Origin of the sequence: Aestuariibacter sp. GS-14, from assembly GCF_006494365.1 — a bacterium.
In the GTDB taxonomy this organism is placed as follows: domain Bacteria; phylum Pseudomonadota; class Gammaproteobacteria; order Enterobacterales; family Alteromonadaceae; genus Alteromonas; species Alteromonas mangrovi.
The window spans coordinates 257,678-274,645 of the sequence record NZ_VHIP01000003.1; the positions used below are offsets into that span (position 1 = coordinate 257,678).

Here is a 16,968-nt window from a genome sequence, read left to right on the forward strand (position 1 = left end):
GATATAACGTGGGCTGATTCTGATTAACCTTGTAAGCGGTGTTAATCAGTAATACATAGTTAATACAATAATGACAGTGTGCCCAACGAGGCAAACGAACAGAGAATTTTAGGGAATATGGTGCGACTTTCTGGCGTTCAACGCATATGGGAAACAGGTATGATCATTGCCTGTGCTCTCGCGTTCTTCTTACTCCTGGCGCTTGCGTCATTCCATCCGGGGGATCCGGGCTGGAGTCAGGCAGGCTTACAACCAAATGTGCACAATTGGGTGGGGCCTACGGGTGCCTGGACCGCTGATCTGTTGTTTTTTACGTTTGGATACTTAGCCTACATCATGCCGTTTTGTAGTGCGTTTCTGGGCTGGTTTGCTTTTCATCACGTGAAAAACTGGCGTGAATTGGATTACCTTACCATAGGTTTGCGGATTATCGGCAGTCTGCTGCTGGCGTTGGGCCTGAGCGGCATTGCCAGCGTTAATTTTGACGACTTGTTTAGTTTCAGTGCCGGCGGTCTGGTTGGTGACGTTATTAGCTCAGCATTGATCCCCTATTTCAATACGCCGGGCACTATTTTGCTGCTTCTGTGTTTTTGTTGTGTTGGTTTCACGTTGATGACGGGCATTTCCTGGTTGTTAATTATTGATAAACTGGGCGAAAGCACTATTTGGGTAAGTCAAAAAGCGATTGCCGGGCCACAAAAGCTATTATCGCTAAACATGCCTGCGTTATCCTTACCGAACAAAGCGGAAAAAACGTCGCAAAAATCAGACGATTTGAACATTACCAGTCTACGCGCAGAGCCACCGGTTGATGCTGAAAAACGCGCACCGCGAATGAACGTTCGCAATGAACCTACCATGTCTATTCCGGATGAAGTGTTTGCCGACAACTTCGATGACGACATGCCACAAGATCTTCCTCCTTTCCACATAGATGATGAGGATGAAGACGCACCTGCGCCGGCTGGATCACGCACAACCGAAAAGGTGAGTTTTACCGATTTGGGCAGCGGGGCAGGGGAGAGTGTTAGCCATGCAGAACCTCAGGTTATAAAGAGTACTGCGGCATCTAAACCGGTGCAGAGCAAACCTGTAAATAAGCTCTTCTCAGAACAACAGGGAACAGATGATGCCGATATAGGCCCAATGCCTTCGTTTGATCTGTTAGAGCGGGCTGATAAGCACGAGAATCCAATTTCCCAGGAAGAACTGGACATCGTTTCACGTCTGGTAGAGGAAAAACTGGCTAACTTTAATATAGATGCGTCTGTAGTGGGCGTGTATCCGGGGCCGGTGATCACGCGTTTTGAAATCGACCTTGCTCCCGGGGTAAAGGTAAGCAAAATTACCAGTTTATCGAAAGACCTGGCCCGTGAGATGTCGGCAACATCGGTACGCGTCGTAGAGGTTATACCTGGCAAATCCGTTATTGGACTTGAATTACCGAATAAAAAGCGCGAAATGGTGCGTTTAAGTGAAGTGATCAGTGCCGATGCTTTCCAGTCTAATCCTTCTGCACTTACCATGGTGTTAGGTGCCGATATCAGCGGGAAACCTGTGGTAGTGGATCTCGCTAAGATGCCCCACTTGCTGGTTGCCGGTACCACCGGCTCGGGTAAGTCTGTGGGCGTGAACGTCATGATTTTGAGCTTGTTGTATAAATCAACACCAGAAGATGTTCGCATGATCATGATCGACCCTAAAATGCTCGAATTATCGGTTTACGAAGGCATTCCACATTTGTTGGCTGAAGTGGTTACCGACATGAAAGAGGCGGCCAATGCCCTGCGGTGGTGTGTAGGCGAGATGGAGCGCCGTTACAAACTGATGTCAGCGCTGGGTGTGCGAAATCTCAAGGGATACAACGCTAAGGTGACACAGGCAATAGCGGATGGTCAGCCCATTAAAGATCCGCTCTGGCGTGCTGAAGACAGCATGGAAACCGTTGCGCCGGACCTGGAAAAATTGCCTGCCATCGTAGTAGTGGTAGATGAATTTGCCGACATGATGATGATTGTGGGCAAAAAAGTGGAAGAACTGATTGCCCGAATAGCGCAGAAAGCGCGGGCTGCAGGGATCCACCTGATACTGGCTACCCAGCGTCCGTCGGTTGACGTTATTACCGGCTTGATTAAGGCTAACATTCCTACCCGGATTGCGTTCCAGGTATCCAGTAAAATTGACTCCCGTACTATCCTCGACCAACAGGGTGCCGAAACATTGCTTGGTATGGGGGACATGCTGTATCTGCCGCCTGGTAGCCCGGTGCCTACCCGTGTTCATGGTGCTTTTGTGGATGACCACGAAGTTCATGCGGTTGTGGCCGATTGGCAAAAACGTGGTAAACCGCAATACATTGATGAAATTCTCAACCCGGATATGGGCGCTGAAATTCTGTTACCTGGAGAACAGCCTGAAGGGGCGGATCAGGAAATGGATGCGTTTTACGATGAAGCCGTGGCATTTGTTACTGAAACCCGACGGGCCTCTGTGTCCAGCGTGCAGCGAAAATTCAGAATTGGTTACAATAGAGCGGCGCGATTGGTGGAACAAATGGAACAAAGTGGTGTCGTCAGTGCTGCAGGGCATAACGGCAACCGTGAAGTGTTAGCGCCACCTGCTCCCCGGGATTAATACAGGAAAGTTATGAATAAATACGTTAAAACGTTGTTGGTGTTAAGCCAGTTAGTGTTTGCAGGTTATGCCGTTGCTGATGATGCGGAATCGTTAAAATTGCGTTTATCGGGTTTGAAGTCGTTTAACGCTGAATTTAGTCAAACAGTAAAAGACGAGCAGGGCGAAACGGTACATGAAGCACAGGGCGCCATTACCATGACGCGTCCGAACAAATTGCGCTGGGAAACCGTATTGCCAGATGAAACATCATTAATTGCAGATGGTGAATCGGTGTGGCATGTCGATTTCTTTGTGGAGCAGGTTACTGTAATGTCGCAGCAGCAGGCGATAGAAAATAACCCAATGGTACTGCTTACCAGTAATAGTGATGAACTGTGGCAGCAATACAGCATAACTCAAGTAGACAACAACGCATTCAATGTGTCGCCTACTGCTGGCAATGGTCAAATTCGTACATTAACCGTGAAGTTTGATGAAGCCGGCTTAACAGGCTTAGTTATGTTGGACAGTCAGAAGCAACAGAGCGTGATCCAGTTCAGTAAGCGAAAATTCAACGCGGTGATATCACCTGAGCAGTTTACCGTAAACGTGCCAGATGGCTTCATGCTGGACGACCAGCGATAATGACCTTATTTGCCCAACCACAGTACGAGCCGCTGGCAGCCCGTATGCGTCCGCAATTGTTGGACGACTATGTCGGGCAACAACATTTGGTTGGGCAGGGCAAGCCTCTGCGTAAAATGCTCGAATCCGGGCATTGTCATTCTATGATCTTATGGGGGCCGCCGGGAACCGGCAAAACCACCCTTGCAGAGCTGATTGCGCGTTACACTAAGGCGCAGGTTATCAGGCTTTCAGCGGTGACCTCCGGCGTGAAAGACATTCGCGCTGCGGTGGATCAGGCCGAGCAAAACCAGTCGATGGGTGAGCGAACCTTGTTGTTCGTTGACGAAGTTCACCGTTTTAACAAGTCGCAGCAGGATGCCTTCCTGCCATTTGTTGAGTCAGGGCTGGTTACATTTGTTGGTGCAACCACCGAAAATCCCTCATTTGAACTCAATAATGCGTTGTTATCGCGTGTTCGCGTTTATGTACTTAAAGCCATTGATGATGACGCGTTAAGCGCGTTGTTAGATCGTGCACTGGGCAATGTCGAAAAAGGATTGGGTAATCGACACCTTGGTATTGCCAGTGATGCCCGCTCAGCATTAATTGGGTTGTCGGCAGGTGATGGGCGCCGGCTGCTCACTTACCTTGAACTGGCCAGTGATTTTACTGAGGGCAGTGAGATTTCACTGGCAGATATTGAACAAGCGGTAGGAGAAAAAGTTGCCAGTTACGATAAACAAGGCGATACCTTTTACGATTTGATTTCGGCCTTTCACAAATCGGTGCGGGGCTCTGATCCTGACGCGGCCTTGTACTGGTATGCCCGTATCCTGAATGGCGGTGGCGATGCACTGTACGTGGCGCGCAGACTGCTGGCCATTGTGTCGGAAGACATAGGCAACGCCGACCCGCGTGCCATGCAAATAGCAGTCAATGCCTGGGATGTATATCACCGCGTCGGGCCCGCAGAGGGCGAGCGCGCCATTGCCCAAGCTGCGGTATATTGTGCGCTTGCGGCTAAAAGTAATGCTGTTTACGTTGCGTTTAAACAAGCCATGCGTGATGCACGTGAACACCCGGATTATCCGGTTCCGGTGCATTTGCGCAATGCACCGACCAAACTGTTAAAGGAAATGGGGCATGGCGCGGAGTACCGGTATGCACATGATGAGCCCTATGCCTTTGCAGCGGGAGAAGTGTATTTACCGCCTGAATTGGCCGAAACGCGTTATTATACTCCCAGCGAGCGAGGTCTTGAAAAAGCCCTCAAAGCCAAGCGTGATTATCTGGACGAACTCAATCTTCAAAGTCATAACAAACGGAAGCCTTCATGACGCATACTCTGACTTTATATCTTTTTATTGCCAGTGGCGGTGCAGTAGGCGCGTGTTTGCGTTTTTTCTGTACGGGTTTAATCGATTCCTGGTTTGGAAAAGCCTTGCCCTTTGGTACACTTGCCGTCAATGTGGTCGGCTCTTTTTTACTGGCGACCCTGTATGGGTTTATCGAACGAGGTGATTTGGCGGAACAGCCGTACCGAGCGTTAATTGGAGTAGGGTTGTTGGGCGCATTAACCACGTTTTCAACCTTTACTATTGAAACCCTTACCTTATTGGAAAATGGTCTGTGGCTTAAGGCACTGGCCAATATATTACTGAACGTTTGTGCTTGCCTGCTAGCAGCCTGGCTTGCCGTGGAATTAACCAAAGGATAAAGAAACTCACATGTTAGATCCAAAGTGTTTGCGTAGTGACATTAACTCAACGGCTGAGCGACTGGCTAGTCGCGGGTTCCCGTTGGATGTCGAAGCTTTTAACGCCCTTGAAGAAAAACGCAAAGCCCTGCAAATTAAAACGCAGGAGCTGCAGAACGAGCGCAACACGCGAAGTAAATCCATTGGTAAAGCTAAGGCACAAGGACAGGACATTGCGCCATTATTGGCCGAAGTGGCGGATCTGGGTGACAAGTTAAGCGCTGCAGAAGCAGAACTAAACGAAGTACTCACCGAAGTCACTGCGTTAATGCAAGGTATTCCAAACCTGCCACATGAAAGTGTGCCTGTAGGTAAAGACGAAACCGAAAACCAGGAAATTTTGGTATGGGGTGATATTCCTCAGTTCGATTTTGACGTGAAAGATCATGTAGACATCGCTGAAGGGTTAAATAAAGGCCTGGATTTTGAAGCATCGGTTAAATTAACCGGTAGCCGCTTTGTAGTTATGCGCGACAAGATTGCTCGTTTGCACCGTGCACTCGCGCAGTTTATGTTAGATGTGCATACCAATGAACACGGCTATCAGGAGATGTATGTTCCCTATCTGGTAAATGCAGACAGTTTGTATGGCACCGGCCAGTTACCTAAGTTTGGTGCTGACTTGTTTCATACCAAACCTGCTACTGAAGAGGGCCAGGGGTTATCACTGATCCCAACTGCTGAAGTGCCGCTAACCAACCTGGCCCGCGATGAAATTTTTGCAGCCAAAGAGTTGCCGATTAAGATGGCCGCACACACGCCATGTTTCCGCAGTGAAGCGGGAAGTTATGGCCGTGATACACGGGGGCTTATTCGCCAGCATCAGTTCGATAAAGTGGAAATGGTGCAATTGGTGAAGCCAGAAGATAGCTTTGATGCCCTGGAAGAGCTAACGGGACATGCAGAAGCGATTTTGCAAAAGCTTGGACTGGCTTACCGTAAAGTGTTGCTGTGTACTGGCGATATGGGATTTGGTTCTTGCAAAACCTACGACTTAGAAGTGTGGCTGCCTGCGCAAAATACCTATCGGGAAATTTCATCATGTTCAAACATGCTGGATTTCCAGGCCCGCCGTATGCAAGCTCGCTACAGGAACCCGGAAACCAATAAGCCGGAACTGCTACACACGTTAAATGGTTCAGGTCTGGCAGTGGGCCGTACTTTGGTTGCGATTCTGGAAAACTACCAGCAAGCAGACGGCTCGGTAAAAGTGCCTGAAGCACTGGTAAGCTACATGGGTGGCGTAACTGAGATTACTGCGAAGTAATTCGCATAGGCGCCTAAATATCGTTAAAAGTAGTTTGTAGGCTATTAAATGCGCCTACAAACACTTGGCAGGCTTAGGCAGCCCCGCCAACTTTGTAGCTTGTTTGGCTGGCCCCTTTTTAAACAGCCGCTGTAAATAGCGGCTGTTGCCTTTCTCCGGGCCAAATTTCTCTGCCATAGCTTTAACCAGGGCTCGGATCGCCGGGCTGGTTTCGTACTCTTCGTAAAATTCGCGAACAAATCGCACCACTTCCCAATGTGCATCAGTTAATTCAATCCCTTCCTGCTCGGCCAATACGGGCACCATATCCTGATGCCATTGTGAGTAATCCAGCAAATAACCTTGTTTGTCGGTTGCGATAGCCTTGCCTTTAAACTCAAATGAAAATGCCTGACTCATGGTTAAAGTGCTACCCATTGTTTATGTTGTAATGAAAGTGCTACCCATTCTGAAAAACTCATGGTCTGAGACGCTTTAATTCCCCGGCTGGTACAGTCATCGGTCAGGGCATAACAAGAGAGGAGAGGCCAGCTTTTAATAATATGTTCAGTCAGGTACACGCCATCAGCACAGCAAATAATGGTGGCAGTTTCGGCTTGTCCATCCAGTAATGCTGCCAGCTCATTCAGATCACAATATTGGTTAATTACTATTAGCATCAGAATGTTACCGTGTGATCGAAGGTGGCCAGGGTTGCACGTAATTCATCCGGTGTTAAAGGGTGAATATCGATTGGCACTGTATCTACTGAGATATTGTGCTTAAGCAAGGAGGCCGCACATGCATAGCAGTCTTCAATGTCGTAAAAGGGCATCACCTTTAACTGTTTTGCGTGGTGTTTTTGTGTGGCTGGCTGTTGATTTGCCATAAGCTGCAATACGCCGGTACCCACAAAGAAAACGCTGCATTCATGACCATAATTGGTGGACGCCAGCGCAAACTCAACGCCTTCAGAAGCGTTTGTATTGCCATATGGCGGGTTGGTAAGGATAACTGCAATAGTAGCCATTAGAACTGTACCAACTTAGATGACTGATGCAATTCACTAAAGAATTCACCCAGCCCAACCTGTTCAAAACTGCTGTGAAGGGTGGGTTGGCATATGCCCAACTCATCCGCTTGTTCTTGATCGATGATACCGCGTTTGGTTGCTGCGCCTACGCATACACGCAAAGGAAACTTGAATTGATTAGCCAGAGTAGCCCAGCGCGTCGGTAAATGTATGTCCCCGGTACCTGGTGCAATCATGCCATTGGCGTGTAAAACGCCTTGCTGATAAAAGAAAACCTGGCCAATTGTCGCGTGTTGAGCAAGAGCTTCACAATAGGCTAACGCATTGAGACTTGTGTTTATTTGCTCAGGAGAGCAGGTAACCAGCACAGAGATAGTTGTCATAGTAAACAAAAACACCCCTTAACGGGGTGTTTCTCGTTAAGCTTTAAGCACGCTTATTAATCGTCGCTACCGAACACACCTAAAATGTGCAACAGTGATACGAAAATATTGTAGATGTTCAGGTACAAACCTACCGTAGCGCGAATGTAGTTTGTTTCGCCACCGTGGATAATACGGCTGGTATCAAACAGTATGAAGCCTGACATTAGGAAAATAATCGCTGAGCTAATGGCCAAGTGAACCGCAGGCACTGAAAAGAAAATATTTGCAATGGCGGCAACCAACACAACCAGCATACCAATCATTAAAAAACCGCCCATAAAGGAAAAGTCTTTTTTGGTAGTCAGAACGTAAGCCGACAATGCGAAGAAGATCAAGGCTGTACCGCCTAGTGCTTCCATAATCAGGCCTGGACCAGCAACACCCAGATAGAAGTTAAGTGTGTAACCTAAAGAACCGCCCATTAACCCGGTAAACAGGAAGATCCAGTAAATACCTGATGCAGTATCTGCTTTCTTATTAACAACAAACAATGTGATAAACGCGCCAATGGTCATCAGTAGCGATACCATAGGCGAAATACCCATTGCCATAGTGATTGCAGCACATACCGCGCTGAACAGCAGGGTCATGCCCAACAGTAAGTAAGTATTGCGAAGTACTTTGTTGGTTTCCAAAACCGACTGTGTTGATGCAGTTGAATACACCGAACGATTATCCATTGTTTCCTCCAATAGGATAGACCTAACTAAGTTGCAAACCATATTACGCTATAGTTTAGTGCATTTGTATGGGTTTTAGTTCCGAATTTCAATAGCTAAACGTTATCAAAGTAATGAATTGTTTACTTTTTAATGATTTTTATAAAATTCGAGGTAGATTTGCATAAATCTCAAGCAAACAAACCGCAATTTGCAAAATAACACTTTACAGCCACAAAAATATCATTAACATTCGCAGCACTTGGAGAGTTGGCAGAGCCCGGTTGAATGCACCTGACTTGAAATCAGGCGAAGGGTTAAACCTTCCGGGGGTTCGAATCCCTCACTCTCCGCCATATACAAAGAACCCGCACACAGTTGCGGGTTTTTTATTGTCTGAAAAAAACAGATAAGTAAACCGTGAGGGTGAGAACCCCCGCTGGGGTTTGACAAATCGACAGGAAAGTCGATTTGCACAGCCTTTGGCTGCCCGCAGGGCGAGCGCCATGGACGGCGCGAGTGAATCCCTCACTCTCCGCCATATACAAAGAGCCCGCACACTGTTGCGGGTTTTTTATTGTCTGAAAAAGTTATATAGGCAAACCGTGAGGGTGAGCACACGAATTTTAATCAACGGGTTAGAATTAAATGCACCATATTTCTACACTGTATTTGGGCAAACCGAGACTTTGTGATTCGGTTTGAATGAAAATGATACTTGTGAAATTGCTATCACAGATACAAATATAACCGCTAAACCTTATTTGTGATGGTTTTATAAGCAAACAGTTTGCTTTATAAAAGTTTCGCTTTACAGTCACAAAAATATCATTAAGATACGCATCACTTGGAGAGTTGGCAGAGCCCGGTTGAATGCACCTGACTTGAAATCAGGCGAAGGGTTAAACCTTCCGGGGGTTCGAATCCCTCACTCTCCGCCATACACAAAGAACCCGCACATAGTTGCGGGTTTTTTATTGTCTGAAAAAAACATATAGGCAAACCGTGAGGGTGAGAACCCCCGTTGGGGTTTGACAAATCGACAGGAAAGTCGATTTGCACAGCCTTTGGCTGCCCGCAGGGCGAGCGCCATGGACGGCGCGAGTGAATCCCTCACTCTCCGCCATACACAAAGAACCCGCACATAATTGCGGGTTTTTTATTGTCTGAAAAAAACATATAGGCAAACCGTGCGGGTGAGACCCCCGTTGGGGTTTTACAAATCGACAGGAAAGTCGATTTGTACACTGCGATCTACCCGTCGAATTAGTGCTTTGTTAGAGATGTATAATGTTTCTTTTTCTCAACGTCATTGCGTTTGGTGACATTTGCAGCAAAAAGTTAATTTGCTTAACTTAAATACTTACCTTCCTATTCAATATTGATTATCATGGCTACAGGCACAGGAATGGGTGCAATTTGCTCGCGACGTGATTAAGCGGGTGAGGGTATTGGACAATTCCAAATAACGACTATAAATAGCCAAAGTGAGATTCACATGATCAAAATTGCATTGGTTGATGATCATGACCTGGTGAGAACAGGCATCAAACGCATCCTTGAAGATGTGGTTGATTTTTCAATAGTGTGTGAAGCAAAAGACGGTGAGGAAGCGGTTAAATACTGCCGAAAGTATGCACCGGACGTGGTGCTTATGGACCTGAACATGCCTGGCATGGGGGGAATGGAAGCAACACGACAAATTATGCGTATTGGAGAAAATATACGCGTAATTGGCTTGTCTATGCAAAAAGAAGATCCTATACCCTCTCAGGTCATCCAGGCGGGGGCATTTGGTTTTTTAACTAAAGATGCCGAATCTACTGAAATGATTGATGCGATCTACAAAGTTGCTGCTGGCCAGAAATACCTTAGCACCGAGATAGCTCAGCGTATTGCGATGAGTAAATTAATGCCTGACAACGAAAATCCGTTTGTTGAACTGTCGGGTCGTGAACTTGATATCGCAATGCGCATTACGCGAGGCCAGAAAGTACCGGACATTGCCGAGCAACTGCACATTGCTACTAAAACTGTTAATACTTACCGTTACCGATTATTCGAAAAGCTCAATATCAGCACAGACGTTGAGTTGACGCACCTGGCGTTGCGCCACAAACTCATTGATTTGGTGTAAGTCTTTCTTATAGATGAGTGCTTTTGACGCAACGGCTTTTCTGAAATCACTGACTCACCAGCCTGGTGTATACAGAATGTATAACGAGGCTGGTGATGTAATTTATGTAGGAAAGGCAAAAAACCTCAAAAATCGCGTTTCCAGTTATTTTAAACAAACCGTAGACAGCCCAAAAACCAAGGCGCTGGTAAGTCAGATTGCGCAAATGGATGTCACTGTGGTGAACAGTGAAACCGAAGCGTTTCTGCTTGAAAACAACTTTATTAAGAAATACCGGCCGCGTTACAACGTATTGTTACGCGACGATAAATCTTATCCTTTTATCTACCTGTCTGATCACGAACATCCCAGATTGTCTTTTCATCGCGGCCCGCAAAAGAAAAAAGGGGAATATTTTGGTCCGTACCCCAGCGCTTGGGCAGTGCGGGAAAGCCTGCGCTCGATGCAAAAGTTATTTCCGGTTCGCCAGTGTGAAGACAGTTATTACCGGGCTCGCAGTAGACCGTGTTTGCAGTATCAAATGCAACGCTGCTCTGCGCCATGTGTAAAAGGCTATGTCACCGACAACGAATACGCAGAGCAGGTGCAGTGGGTTCGGTTGTTTTTGAAAGGCAAAAACCAACAGGTGATTAATTCACTGGTAGATAAAATGGAAGCTGCCAGCCAGCAGCTAAATTTTGAAGCTGCGGCTCGATATCGCGACCAAATTAATGCGCTGCGTAAAGTGCAGGAGCGCCAGTGGGTAGCAGGTACGCAGGATGAAATGGACATCTTTGGCTTTGCGTTTAAAGGCAATATGGCCTGTATACAGGTAATGTTCATTCGCGATAGTCAGTTACTTGGCAGTAAAGCGTTTTTCCCAAAAGTACCGTCTACCGCAACCGAAGATGAGATTTTTGAAGCTTTCCTGCTGCAATTCTATTTAGCGGGCAATAAAGTTATTCCCAAACAAATAGTGCTTCCAAAGGAACTCAGTGATGAGTCGGCGATTGCTGATTTATTAAGTCAGGAAGCCGGTTATCGGGTGAAGTTTTTTAAAGGGGCCCGGGAAGAAAAACGTCAGTATTTACAATTAGCTCAGGTGAATGCACTGAATGCGCTGGAAGCGCAATACGGACAACAAAAATCAGTCTTTGCCCGATATGTTGATTTGGAAGAGGCGCTGGAATGGGAAAGCCCGATTCAGCGTATGGAATGCTTTGATATTAGCCATACCTCGGGTCAGCAAACGGTAGCATCGTGTGTGGTATTTAATCGCGAAGGGCCACTTAAAAGTGATTACCGCCGTTATAATATTGAAGGGATCACGCCGGGCGATGACTATGCGGCCATGGCGCAGGCGCTCGCCCGACGCTACAAAAATGTGCAGGATGCGGAAAAAATTCCTGACATTTTGTTTATCGACGGTGGGAAAGGGCAGTTATCACAAGCGGAACAATTCTTTGCTGAATGGCCTTACGATAAGAAGCCTTTTCTTATAGGTGTTGCCAAAGGCACCACCCGAAAACCAGGTTTAGAAACCTTGATCCTGGCTGACTCTCACGACACCATTCCTATGAATGCAGACAGGCCGGGGCTGCATCTTATTCAGCATATTCGCGACGAATCGCACCGGTTTGCTATATCTGGCCACAGAAACCGCCGTCAGAAGGTAAAGACCACCAGTGCGTTGGAGTCTATCCCGGGCATTGGCGCTAAGCGTCGCCAATCCCTATTGAAGTACATGGGTGGCTTGCAGGGGTTGAAGAAAGCCAGCAAAAGCGAAATTGCCAGTGTGCCGGGTATCAGTGAAGAACTGGCTGAAACCATCTACGATCATTTACACAATTAAACGGATATAATCCGTCACTGTTTGATTCCAACTTCCTTAATTTGGCATATCGTGTGACAATACGATGAAATAATAAGGATCCCTTCTGAGTTGTGTATGTGGACAATTCCAAACATTATTACCCTGATTCGGGTAGTACTTATTCCCGTATTTGTATGTGTGTATTTCCTCGACTGGCGCTGGGCGCACGAGGTTGGCGCGTTTATCTTTTGGTTTGCTGCTATTACCGATTGGTTCGATGGATATCTGGCTCGCAAACTTGAGCAATCTACGCCGTTCGGTGCCTTTTTAGATCCAGTGGCCGATAAACTTATTGTTGCGGCGGCTTTGCTCATGATTACACACACTTACGATTCTGTTTTTATTACTATTCCGGCTATTCTATTGTTGATCCGCGAAATCTATGTTTCGGCATTACGAGAGTGGATGGGATCACAAGGCGTAAGGGATACTGTGCAGGTATCGTTTATCGGTAAAGCCAAAACCATGGCGCAAATGTTAGCCTTAATTGGCTTACTTTCTGGTTTAGAAAGTTTTATGGGTTTTCCAATTTACTGGGTAACGCTGGGTTATGGATTACTTTATATTGCTACTGTGCTGTCTGTTTGGTCTATGGTTGTGTATACAAAGGCCGCGTGGCCGCACCTAGCGGGTAAATCCTGAGTAGCGAAAAGGTTGAATTTACACCGAAATGACCGAATTATAAGCAAACAAACTTTTTTTGGTTAAAAACGCGGCGAAAGGGATTTTTTGTTGTTGACACATTTGTTTGGGCAGGTAGAATGCCTCCCACATTCGAAGCGGGAATAGCTCAGTTGGTAGAGCACAACCTTGCCAAGGTTGGGGTCGCGAGTTCGAGTCTCGTTTCCCGCTCCAATTCTCGAATGGTTTGCGTTATAAATAAGGTTTAGCCTTGAGTTGTTACGCAACAATGGCGGAATGGCAGAATGGCTATGCAGCGGATTGCAAATCCGTGGATCTCGGTTCGACTCCGGGTTCCGCCTCCATTATTTCGGGCAACCAGCCCACACCAGCACTTAAGTGCAACCCAAGCCCGGGTGGTGAAATTGGTAGACACAAGGGATTTAAAATCCCTCGCTGGTAACAGCGTGCCGGTTCAAGTCCGGCCCCGGGCACCATTTCATATATCGATAGTATCCACTAACAAAACTAAAAATAATATGTCATTGTAGACGTATAGTAGACATTTATAATGGACAGTTGTGTCCTTTCAGAATGTCTATTATATTAAACTGGAACATTTAATCTGACTTACCGTCCAAAGGACGTCGAATCATTAATGCTGTAGTTGCATGAGCATAGGCAGCAGGAATGGCCTTCCATTGTTTTAGAGATTCAAGCTTAAGCTTGTTTTGTAGGTCCAAATTGCGTATTAGCCCTAAAGCTGATAGGCGCTGAACACCCCGACCAAGAGTGCTTCAGGTGATTTGGAACTCTATTTCAATGCCAATTAAATCTAAATTAATTTCAAAAGAAGCTCGTAAATATTACGAAAACACCTCGTTTGAACACCTTGTCAGCACTTGGCTGCAGCGTGATGGATGGGAAGTTTACGCACCGTATGTCGATCATGGTGCAAAGACGGACGTACTCATTTCAGATGGAAATCATTTTTATCGCATTCAAGTCAAATCTGTGGATACTAGCGACGAAAATATTGTTGTGATCCCTCAGTGGAGTGAAGAAGACGATATTGATTTTGTTATCTACTTCTCTAAAAGAGCAGACTGGGGTTATATTACGCCCAAATACAGCACTCGGCGTAAGTTAAAGCATCCTGAACATATTCGCTTTCACCAGCAAGCAAAGAATTTCAAAAAGGCATTTGATAAAGCGTAGATTATAAAAATCGCACTTAACCTGTCCCACCTGTCCCACCTGTCCCACCTGTCCCAAACTCGGGTGCAGGTAGGACAGGTAAACCGTTAAAAGAGATCATCAGGATGTACACCTAGCTTCTTGGCAAATTGGAGTCTCATTTCGTTAGGTTTTGGAAATTGATACATCATATTCACACCTCGTTTTCCGGTCTTAGGTGTTTTTAAACATTTAAGTGCTTTACCAATTTTTGATCTGAGCTGTGGCTCCGATTCCGAGGCCAAATTTCGCATTTTGAGGTAATCCTCTAACCTTATTTTGATATCTTCAGGTTTAGCTCTTGGAGCGCCAAATGGAAGCACTTTTTGTAACTCGTGAAGAATATATTCATCCATTATTGAAAGGTTTGAGAGTATTTAAAATCCCTCGCTGGTAAAAGCGTGCCGGTTCAAGTCCGGCCCCGGGCACCATTTCTTATATTTAATAATATCCACCCAATTAACTAATGAATTACCAATTCGCAATTGCTATGTGAAATGGGAGAAATTGGAGAAATAGGAGAAATGGGAAATGCCGTCTTTTATACCGCATATTCCCCATTAATCACCCTGAGTGTTCGTTTCAGGCCTTCACTTCAAGTTACTGCGTGCTTCGTCTGGAATTCGGGCTCGAGGTAGCGGCGCTGTTGAATAATGTGCTGTAATTTCTCACAGGCCAACCACACCTCTTCATATCCAATGTAGAGTGGGGCAAAGCCAACCCGCAAAATGTTCGGTGCCCGGAAATCGGCAATCACGCCCTCTGCTATCCAGGCCTGACAAATGGCGTAAGCATGCTCATGCTGGAACGCTAACTGACTGCCTCGCTGCGCTGGGTTTAATGGGCTTGCTAATTGCAGTTCATCGGTTAGGTGTAAGTGGGCTAAACACAACAGCATGAATTCGCCCAAGGCAATCGACTTATCCCTGACGTGTTGAATATCAATGTTACTCCACATTTCCAGCGCAGCATGCAAAACTGACATGGAGATAACAGGTGGGGTGCCAGCCAAACTTTGCGTAACACTCTCGTGTGGAGTATAACCCCCACTAAACGTGAATGGAGTAGCATGGCCCATCCAGCCGGTAATGGGCTGAATAAACGCATTACTATGACGTTCAGCTACATACATGAATGCCGGTGCGCCTGGTCCACCATTGAGGTATTTGTAGGTACAGCCAATAGCAAAATCTACCTGCCACCGCGCCAACTCTATGGGTATTACGCCTGCAGAGTGGGCTAAATCCCACACTGTGAGTATACCGTGCTGATGAGCGGCATGCGTTATCCTTGCCATATCAAGCAGGTGTCCGGTGCGAAAATTTACCTGTGTTAACAGTAATATGGCAACATCATCGTTTAACGCCGACTCAATGTCGGATTCGTTAACAGTAATGAGTTGGCAGCGCTGTTCGCCCAATAATTGATGAATTCCCTGCACTATATACACGTCCGTTGGGAAATTATCGGCCGTGGTAACAATTTTGGTTCGGCCCGGTTGCATTGCCAGCGCACCACAAAGCACCTTAAATAAATTTACCGAAATGGAATCGCAGCAAATAACCTGACTTGGCTTAGCGCCAAGTAGCGGCGCAATTCGCGCACCACACTGCTGTGGCAGGTTAATCCAGGCATGTTTATTCCAACTGGTAATGAGGTCTCGCCCCCATTGTTGCTCAACAACTTCAGCCGCTCTTTTTCTGGCTGCTTTAGGTAGGGCACCTAATGAATTGCCATCCAGATAAACACAATTAGCAGGTATATCAAATTCGTTACGGCATGCAGCCAGTGGATCCAGTTGGTCCCGTTTTCGGGCTTCTTCGAGCATCTTATTGTCCGTTTAACAGTATGTTTAACAAAGTGTGATAAGCAAGGGATTCAGAATGCAGGTAATCGAAATGACCAGCGCCCGGCACCTCTACAACGGTAGCACCTGGAAACCGGCTTTGTCGTTCATCCACGATTTGATCTGCTGTGCCTTGCAGCAGTAGTACGGGAGACGTGATATTTTCGATCGAGGGTGTCGCTTCTTTATATACATCCGGGCGTTCGTCTGGTGTACCATCAAAAAACAGTGGCGTGGCGGTTTCGCAACTGTTTGAGCCCTGTGCGTACAGTTCCGGTTGTGTAATAGCTGCCAGGCCAATAACCTTTCGAACTGGCAACGATAAAGCTTGCGCGGCTAACAAAGCCAGATGCCCGCCCGCAGAGTGACCCGCAAGATAAACCGGGGTATTGGCGTTGTTGGATTTCGCCAGGTTAATAGCCTGATGTGTAGCTGAAGTAACATCTTCTGCACTGCCGGGCCAGCCACCGCCAACATCTCCTGTACGGCGATATTCAATGGCGTACACATTGACGCCAGCACTGGCCAGAGCGGTAAACATTGGCTGTCCGTGTGTGTAATCAAACGCGTTTAGCCAACAGCCGCCATGAATAAACACCAAGGTCGCGGATGCCTTGCCGGCTGCCTGCCACACATAAATGCGTTGCAGCGGATCTTCACCATAGGCAACTTCTGCGCTATACCGCGAATAGGGAAGCGCAATCACCTCGCTGTAGGGAATGTTTACCCGACTACCGTTGGATTGAGCAGGCATGCGTTCCGTTGAATTAAGCGTGTGACATGCCGTAACGACTGACGTTAGCAGTAACAAAGGGAGCAGCTTTTTGATAAGAAAATCCTTATTGAAATGAACGAATTCAACAAAAAGGGCACATGATGTGCCCCTAAACAATTGGTCTGTTACTGAAGCGAAT

At 46.7% G+C, this 16,968-nt stretch carries 17 protein-coding genes, 5 tRNA genes and 1 pseudogene; 15 read left to right on the top strand and 8 right to left on the bottom strand.

Annotated elements, in window-relative coordinates:
* Positions 1-117: 117 nt before the first annotated feature.
* The 6 genes and pseudogenes from FJ444_RS21785 to serS form a co-directional block, all read left to right on the top strand.
* Positions 118-2,368: pseudogene (locus FJ444_RS21785) on the top strand (DNA translocase FtsK 4TM domain-containing protein); the annotation flags it as partial.
* A gap of 65 nt (positions 2,369-2,433) precedes the next feature.
* Complete coding sequence (locus FJ444_RS21790; protein WP_370298020.1) at positions 2,434-2,634, top strand: DNA translocase FtsK; 201 nt, start codon at positions 2,434-2,436, stop codon at positions 2,632-2,634.
* A 12-nt stretch (positions 2,635-2,646) separates the two neighbouring features.
* Complete coding sequence (gene lolA, locus FJ444_RS07070; RefSeq protein ID WP_140957293.1) at positions 2,647-3,261, top strand: outer membrane lipoprotein chaperone LolA; 615 nt, start codon at positions 2,647-2,649, stop codon at positions 3,259-3,261.
* Positions 3,261-4,580 carry a replication-associated recombination protein A gene (locus FJ444_RS07075; RefSeq protein WP_140957294.1) on the top strand — a complete coding sequence of 440 codons (1,320 nt, stop codon included), beginning with the start codon at positions 3,261-3,263 and terminating at the stop codon, positions 4,578-4,580. The genes lolA and FJ444_RS07075 overlap by 1 nt, the downstream gene beginning before the upstream one ends.
* Positions 4,577-4,960, top strand: coding sequence for a fluoride efflux transporter CrcB (gene crcB / locus FJ444_RS07080; RefSeq protein WP_140957296.1), 384 nt, complete (start codon positions 4,577-4,579; stop codon positions 4,958-4,960). Before FJ444_RS07075 ends, crcB begins: the two co-directional genes overlap by 4 nt.
* Before the next feature lie 10 nt (positions 4,961-4,970).
* Positions 4,971-6,266: a serine--tRNA ligase gene (gene serS, locus FJ444_RS07085; RefSeq protein WP_140957298.1), complete on the top strand. Its 1,296-nt coding sequence runs from the start codon at positions 4,971-4,973 to the stop codon at positions 6,264-6,266.
* A 54-nt stretch (positions 6,267-6,320) separates the two neighbouring features.
* Here the strand turns inward: serS and FJ444_RS07090 are convergent, their stop codons facing one another.
* The 5 genes from FJ444_RS07090 to FJ444_RS07110 are packed head-to-tail and all read right to left on the bottom strand — an operon-like array spanning position 6,321 to position 8,383.
* On the bottom strand, positions 6,321-6,683 hold the full coding sequence (locus FJ444_RS07090; RefSeq protein WP_370298017.1) for a TusE/DsrC/DsvC family sulfur relay protein: 363 nt from the start codon (positions 6,681-6,683) through the stop codon (positions 6,321-6,323).
* On the bottom strand, positions 6,668-6,925 hold the full coding sequence (locus FJ444_RS07095) for a DsrH/TusB family sulfur metabolism protein (RefSeq protein WP_140957300.1): 258 nt from the start codon (positions 6,923-6,925) through the stop codon (positions 6,668-6,670). The genes FJ444_RS07090 and FJ444_RS07095 overlap by 16 nt, the downstream gene beginning before the upstream one ends.
* Positions 6,925-7,275 carry a sulfurtransferase complex subunit TusC gene (tusC, locus tag FJ444_RS07100; RefSeq protein ID WP_140957301.1) on the bottom strand — a complete coding sequence of 117 codons (351 nt, stop codon included), beginning with the start codon at positions 7,273-7,275 and terminating at the stop codon, positions 6,925-6,927. Before tusC ends, FJ444_RS07095 begins: the two co-directional genes overlap by 1 nt.
* On the bottom strand, positions 7,275-7,661 hold the full coding sequence (gene tusD / locus FJ444_RS07105; protein WP_140957303.1) for a sulfurtransferase complex subunit TusD: 387 nt from the start codon (positions 7,659-7,661) through the stop codon (positions 7,275-7,277). Before tusD ends, tusC begins: the two co-directional genes overlap by 1 nt.
* Before the next feature lie 56 nt (positions 7,662-7,717).
* Positions 7,718-8,383, bottom strand: a complete 666-nt coding sequence (locus FJ444_RS07110; RefSeq protein ID WP_140957305.1) for a Bax inhibitor-1/YccA family protein — start codon at positions 8,381-8,383, stop codon at positions 7,718-7,720.
* Positions 8,384-8,626: 243 nt separating this feature from the next.
* On the opposite strand from FJ444_RS07110, the gene FJ444_RS07115 reads away from it, so the two are divergent.
* From FJ444_RS07115 to FJ444_RS07155, 9 genes are all read left to right on the top strand, one after another.
* Positions 8,627-8,718 (top strand) — tRNA-Ser (locus FJ444_RS07115).
* Between the two features lie 493 nt (positions 8,719-9,211).
* A tRNA-Ser gene (locus tag FJ444_RS07120) sits at positions 9,212-9,303 on the top strand.
* A gap of 557 nt (positions 9,304-9,860) precedes the next feature.
* Positions 9,861-10,499 (top strand): UvrY/SirA/GacA family response regulator transcription factor, encoded by a 639-nt coding sequence (uvrY, locus tag FJ444_RS07125; protein ID WP_140957307.1) that lies wholly within the window; start codon positions 9,861-9,863, stop codon positions 10,497-10,499.
* 13 nt (positions 10,500-10,512) lie between these two features.
* Complete coding sequence (gene uvrC / locus FJ444_RS07130; protein ID WP_140957309.1) at positions 10,513-12,330, top strand: excinuclease ABC subunit UvrC; 1,818 nt, start codon at positions 10,513-10,515, stop codon at positions 12,328-12,330.
* Positions 12,331-12,426: 96 nt separating this feature from the next.
* On the top strand, positions 12,427-12,993 hold the full coding sequence (pgsA, locus tag FJ444_RS07135; protein WP_140957311.1) for a CDP-diacylglycerol--glycerol-3-phosphate 3-phosphatidyltransferase: 567 nt from the start codon (positions 12,427-12,429) through the stop codon (positions 12,991-12,993).
* Between the two features lie 137 nt (positions 12,994-13,130).
* Positions 13,131-13,206 (top strand) — tRNA-Gly (locus FJ444_RS07140).
* A 57-nt stretch (positions 13,207-13,263) separates the two neighbouring features.
* Positions 13,264-13,337 (top strand) — tRNA-Cys (locus FJ444_RS07145).
* A gap of 45 nt (positions 13,338-13,382) precedes the next feature.
* Positions 13,383-13,469 (top strand) — tRNA-Leu (locus FJ444_RS07150).
* A gap of 325 nt (positions 13,470-13,794) precedes the next feature.
* The gene (locus tag FJ444_RS07155) at positions 13,795-14,190 is read left to right on the top strand and encodes a hypothetical protein (RefSeq protein WP_140957313.1); all 396 of its coding nucleotides are present in this window, start codon (positions 13,795-13,797) and stop codon (positions 14,188-14,190) included.
* 86 nt (positions 14,191-14,276) lie between these two features.
* On the opposite strand, the gene FJ444_RS07160 is transcribed toward FJ444_RS07155, so the two are convergent.
* From FJ444_RS07160 to FJ444_RS07170, 3 genes are all read right to left on the bottom strand, one after another.
* A complete protein-coding gene (locus tag FJ444_RS07160; RefSeq protein WP_140957315.1) occupies positions 14,277-14,564 on the bottom strand; it encodes a hypothetical protein in 288 nt (95 codons plus the stop codon).
* Between the two features lie 239 nt (positions 14,565-14,803).
* A complete protein-coding gene (gene kynU / locus FJ444_RS07165) occupies positions 14,804-16,036 on the bottom strand; it encodes a kynureninase (protein WP_140957317.1) in 1,233 nt (410 codons plus the stop codon).
* Between the two features lies 1 nt (position 16,037).
* Entirely contained in the window at positions 16,038-16,808 is a 771-nt protein-coding gene (locus FJ444_RS07170; protein WP_140957319.1) for an alpha/beta hydrolase, read from the bottom strand.
* Positions 16,809-16,968: the final 160 nt, after the last annotated feature.